This window comes from Lamprobacter sp., assembly GCF_034860625.1.
In the GTDB taxonomy this organism is placed as follows: Bacteria; Pseudomonadota; Gammaproteobacteria; order Chromatiales; family Chromatiaceae; genus Lamprobacter.
The window spans coordinates 1-3,691 of sequence record NZ_JAYESN010000276.1; the positions used below are offsets into that span (position 1 = coordinate 1).

Annotated in this window: 9 protein-coding genes and 1 pseudogene; 1 reads left to right on the top strand and 9 read right to left on the bottom strand. The window is 54.5% G+C overall.

Annotation, left to right across the window (positions count from 1 at the left end; translation table 11 throughout):
* Positions 1-216 (top strand): annotated as a pseudogene (locus tag VBE63_RS25980) (hypothetical protein); the annotation flags it as partial.
* 112 nt (positions 217-328) lie between these two features.
* Here the strand turns inward: VBE63_RS25980 and VBE63_RS25985 are convergent.
* From VBE63_RS25985 to VBE63_RS26025, 9 genes are all read right to left on the bottom strand, one after another.
* On the bottom strand, positions 329-628 hold the full coding sequence (locus VBE63_RS25985) for a hypothetical protein (protein WP_323685900.1): 300 nt from the start codon (positions 626-628) through the stop codon (positions 329-331).
* An 82-nt stretch (positions 629-710) separates the two neighbouring features.
* Positions 711-950: a hypothetical protein gene (locus VBE63_RS25990; RefSeq protein ID WP_323685901.1), complete on the bottom strand. Its 240-nt coding sequence runs from the start codon at positions 948-950 to the stop codon at positions 711-713.
* Positions 951-1,008: 58 nt separating this feature from the next.
* A complete protein-coding gene (locus VBE63_RS25995) occupies positions 1,009-1,239 on the bottom strand; it encodes a hypothetical protein (RefSeq protein ID WP_323685902.1) in 231 nt (76 codons plus the stop codon).
* Positions 1,236-1,499: a hypothetical protein gene (locus VBE63_RS26000; RefSeq protein WP_323685903.1), complete on the bottom strand. Its 264-nt coding sequence runs from the start codon at positions 1,497-1,499 to the stop codon at positions 1,236-1,238. The genes VBE63_RS25995 and VBE63_RS26000 overlap by 4 nt, the downstream gene beginning before the upstream one ends.
* 87 nt (positions 1,500-1,586) lie before the next feature.
* The gene (locus tag VBE63_RS26005) at positions 1,587-1,853 is read right to left on the bottom strand and encodes a hypothetical protein (RefSeq protein ID WP_323685904.1); all 267 of its coding nucleotides are present in this window, start codon (positions 1,851-1,853) and stop codon (positions 1,587-1,589) included.
* Positions 1,854-1,943: 90 nt separating this feature from the next.
* On the bottom strand, positions 1,944-2,210 hold the full coding sequence (locus VBE63_RS26010) for a hypothetical protein (RefSeq protein ID WP_323685905.1): 267 nt from the start codon (positions 2,208-2,210) through the stop codon (positions 1,944-1,946).
* 80 nt (positions 2,211-2,290) lie between these two features.
* Positions 2,291-2,689: a DUF6573 family protein gene (locus VBE63_RS26015; RefSeq protein WP_323685906.1), complete on the bottom strand. Its 399-nt coding sequence runs from the start codon at positions 2,687-2,689 to the stop codon at positions 2,291-2,293.
* Between the two features lie 94 nt (positions 2,690-2,783).
* Positions 2,784-3,233, bottom strand: a complete 450-nt coding sequence (locus VBE63_RS26020) for a single-stranded DNA-binding protein (RefSeq protein WP_323685907.1) — start codon at positions 3,231-3,233, stop codon at positions 2,784-2,786.
* A gap of 62 nt (positions 3,234-3,295) precedes the next feature.
* Positions 3,296-3,526 carry a hypothetical protein gene (locus tag VBE63_RS26025; protein ID WP_323685908.1) on the bottom strand — a complete coding sequence of 77 codons (231 nt, stop codon included), beginning with the start codon at positions 3,524-3,526 and terminating at the stop codon, positions 3,296-3,298.
* Between the last annotated feature and the right edge of the window lie 165 nt (positions 3,527-3,691).

The following is a 3,691-nucleotide window of genomic DNA, read 5'->3' on the forward strand; positions in this document are numbered from 1 at the left end:
GACGAGCAATGGCTGATGTCGGTGACCCAGAATCCGAACCTCGCGTTCGGACTGAAAGAACTGATGGATGACGTGGAGCTTGTGAAGGGACTCAGGATCGACGGAATCGAGTGGTCGGCGCTGGAGTCGCTTGAGCCCGCGTTGAAGCTGACCAAGAACGGCTACGTCGCGGTGCTGTACGCGTTGCGAAATGGTTGCGCTCAGGACCCGGAATGATCCAAGCCGAACAGCGGATCGGCCGCTGCACCGGATCGGGAAAGAGGCGAGCTGTGGGCGCCTTCCTGCGACCGCAACGATAGCCGGATCGTCCAAGCAAGCCGGATCAGTCTTAAAGCGCTTTGCGCTTCCTTTTCGCATCCCAGGCTCGCTCAGACTCGTAAGCCTTGGCTTGGCTGTATTTCCGGTGCAAAAGGGCAAGCGTCGAATCCTTGATTTGCTGGGCTTCGTTTTGGCGATCTTGGAGTTCTGGACCGATCGGCAGTGCCGCGATGCGATTGATCTCGGCATTGATCAAGGTACTACTAGTGATGATCGGATCGATGCGCTGCGCGATTTCCTGATCAATACGCCAAATTGCTAGCAATTCTTGGATTTGAGCCGCTTGCTCCGTTAAATGGATGTGTGACATAGAGACGCTCCTAGGGAGGAATGACAGTGGCAGAAAAACAGGCGCTCGGAGGGGGCAACCTCGCGAGCGCCAGGCGGATGCGCTAGGTGGAAAGGGTCTGATCTAAGTGCATGCCGTTGTCGCTCGAGCGGCTGAGTCCGGAGCAGCAGCGCTCGCGCTCTTCGTCTTGGACTGGAGTCATGGCTGCAACGATGGCGGCACGCATGGCGGGCGGCGCGGCGGTGATCTGGAAGCCAGCTCCGCCCCAAGTGACATAGGTCTCGTCCGGTAGGATTTCGGCGCGACCTGGTAAGCCTCTGAACGTGAAGTTGATCATGGTCATCGGATGGACTCCGTAGGTGTTGCCGCATCCTTGCGGCTGGATCGGTGGGTGAGAATGGCTAGAACGGCTCGGGCGGATTCAAGACCCAACCCTTATCGAGTAGACAATTCAGATCCCGAACCTCCTCGATCAGATGGCGGATGTGCTCTGGATTAAGCTCTGACCAGTCCTCTGTCCGCACCATGCGCGCGGCGTCGTTGATCCACCACAAATGGTCATGCTCAACCATGGGCGCTTGTTGGGGAATGAAGGATTTGGCGTCGTGAAGCGGAATGCTAACGCTACTCATGATGCATCGACCTCGCGCAGATACTCCTCGCTCCAATACTCTGGAGAGTCATCGAACAACTTGATGACGCGCTGGATGAAGACCTTGATGTCTTTCAGGTCGTCGCTGCCTGCCTCGGCATGACTAGGTAGCCTTGGATCAAGCTCCTCGAGCGTTTGACGGAGTTCCATCATCGTGGGGCGAAGCTGAGCGACTTTGTCTTGTGAATAAGTCGTCTCGTCCTCGGGCCAGCCATAAAGGTCGACGGTGTTGATAAACATTTGTACTCCTGATGGAATGACAGTGGCGCTTTGGAAAGAGGCGCTTGGAAAGGGGCAACTTTCCAAGCACTCGTTGTGGTCAGTACGTTATTCACTCACGGCTTGCGGCTGATCCGGGGATAACACCGAATCCCAATGCTCAAGCGGGACGAGATGCCAGTGCCATGGACCTTCGCAGCAGTAAAGCTCAAAATGATTAAGCTTGTCCGCAACTGCACGTTCATTTGCTGGTAGCAGATAAAAATCGTAACCAGAAACATGATCACAATCAGTGGAATAGATCGCCAAGATGACTTGGCCATTGCGTGATCTTGATTGCAGATAAACGCTGGATATCCGGCGGTTCTTGGACATGATGAATCTCCCGATGGAATGACAGTGGCACGTTGAAAACCGGGCGCTTGAAAGGGGGCAACCTTCCAAGCACACGTTGTGGTCAGTACGCTATGCACTCACGGCTTGCGGCTGATCCGGGGATAACACCGAATCCCAATGCTCAAGCGGGACGAGATGCCAGTGCCATGAACCTTCTTTGCAGTGCAACTCGAAATTGATAAGTTTGTTTGCGACTGTAATATCTTTTGCTGGAAGCAGATGAAACTCATAACCTGAAACGTGATCGCAGTCTACAGAGTGAATAGCCAGTATGACTTGGCCATTGCGCGATCTGGACTGGAGATAAGCTTTGGGAATTAAGGTCAGCTCAGACATGATAAGTCTCCTGATTGAATGACAGTGGCAAATTGGAAAACCGGGCGCTGGAAGGGGGCAACTTCCCAAGCGCCCATGGATCAATCCTCCCCAGGCTGCATGATGGTGATCACCGGCTCGGCGTGGTCACCGGGACCGATATGCATGATCAGCTGGATGAGTTCCGGCTTCTTGCCTCGATGCGGCACTCTGAGCAGGCCAAATGGCACAATCTGAGCATTGCGGCGGCGGCGGGCTTCAAAGTGAGCCATCCACAGCAGATCCCTAAGTCGACCTTGCTCATCCTGCGGGTAGACCTCAACCGCGCTATCCCAAGTAATGCAATCCGCCCAAACAGCGGCGGTCAGCGCGACTGGAACCTTAAAGCCATACTCTTTTGCCTGCCGAGTCACATCGACTAGCACGCCATCATCAAGGGCTTCGGCGCGGCTGTAGATGTTGATCTCAACAGTTGAATCGAATAACGGGGACAAAGACATGGACGATCCTCCGGGGTTGAGTCAATGGCCAGTTAAACCGATCATTACGGGGAAGGTCACCGGAGAACCGGCGACCTTTTACAATGATTCTTATTCAGAATGGAATGTCATCATCAAAATCAGCCGATTCATTGAATGACGGTGGCGGCTGGGTTTGGTTGGGTTGCGCTGCCGTCTGCGGGCGGGACGAAGCCTCACCGCTCGCTTTCCCGTCCAACATCTGCATTTGCTGAGCGTGAATCTCTGTGGTGTAGCGGTCTTGTCCGTTCTGATCCGTCCATTTGCGCGTGCGTAGCGGACCCTCAATGTAGATCCGCGAACCCTTGGCCAGATACTGAGCGGCGATCTCGGCGAGGCGACCCCAGAACACGACCCGATGCCATTCAGTGCGCTCTTTTGGCTCACCCGAGGTCTTATCTTTCCAAGCCTCCGAGGTGGCCAGCGACAGGGTGCAAAAGGCGTTGCCGGTTTGGGTTTGCCTGAGCTCTGGATCTGCGCCTAAACGACCAATGACGATGGCCTTATTGATACCGTTTGATGACATGATGTGCTCCTTTTTTGCGGAGTGAAGGGCAGACAAGAAGCCTGCCCAGTGGGGACTAAAGCCTAGAAACCTTGCGGGTAATTCTGATACCGCCGAATGCGCCTTAAACTGGAGACATAAGGCAAGGGGCCGATATATAACGACGGCGGATTTTCAACGACCCATTCGTAAACATAACCATCACCTGGACCCGAAGGGTTGTTACGATTGGAAAATTGAGACAGGGCGAACTCACGCGCATGAGATGGCAAATATTGAAAGACACCGCGGCAGATTTTTTTTGTGTATTGCATGACAGAACCTCGATTGATTTAAGACGGAATTAAGAGGAAAGCCCGAGCTGAGACCGCAGTTGAGCGCGAGCCATAGCCGCAGAGACACCGGGAGGCAGGCGGACCTTGACGGCGAGGGGTGGAACTGAAGAAGCCAGGGGGCCGCTTTGCCAGATTGCGCAGCTT

Excerpts from the sequence above, each read along its gene's own strand:
- VBE63_RS25990 (WP_323685901.1), bottom strand. The coding sequence starts at position 950 with ATGACCATGATCAACTTCACGTTCAGAGGCTTACCAGGTCGCGCCGAA.
- VBE63_RS26005 (WP_323685904.1), bottom strand. The coding sequence starts at position 1,853 with ATGTCCAAGAACCGCCGGATATCCAGCGTTTATCTGCAATCAAGATCA.
- VBE63_RS26020 (WP_323685907.1), bottom strand. The coding sequence starts at position 3,233 with ATGTCATCAAACGGTATCAATAAGGCCATCGTCATTGGTCGTTTAGGC.
- VBE63_RS26010 (WP_323685905.1), bottom strand. The coding sequence starts at position 2,210 with ATGTCTGAGCTGACCTTAATTCCCAAAGCTTATCTCCAGTCCAGATCG.
- VBE63_RS25985 (WP_323685900.1), bottom strand. The coding sequence starts at position 628 with ATGTCACACATCCATTTAACGGAGCAAGCGGCTCAAATCCAAGAATTG.
- VBE63_RS26000 (WP_323685903.1), bottom strand. The coding sequence starts at position 1,499 with ATGTTTATCAACACCGTCGACCTTTATGGCTGGCCCGAGGACGAGACG.
- VBE63_RS25995 (WP_323685902.1), bottom strand. The coding sequence starts at position 1,239 with ATGAGTAGCGTTAGCATTCCGCTTCACGACGCCAAATCCTTCATTCCC.
- VBE63_RS26025 (WP_323685908.1), bottom strand. The coding sequence starts at position 3,526 with ATGCAATACACAAAAAAAATCTGCCGCGGTGTCTTTCAATATTTGCCA.
- VBE63_RS26015 (WP_323685906.1), bottom strand. The coding sequence starts at position 2,689 with ATGTCTTTGTCCCCGTTATTCGATTCAACTGTTGAGATCAACATCTAC.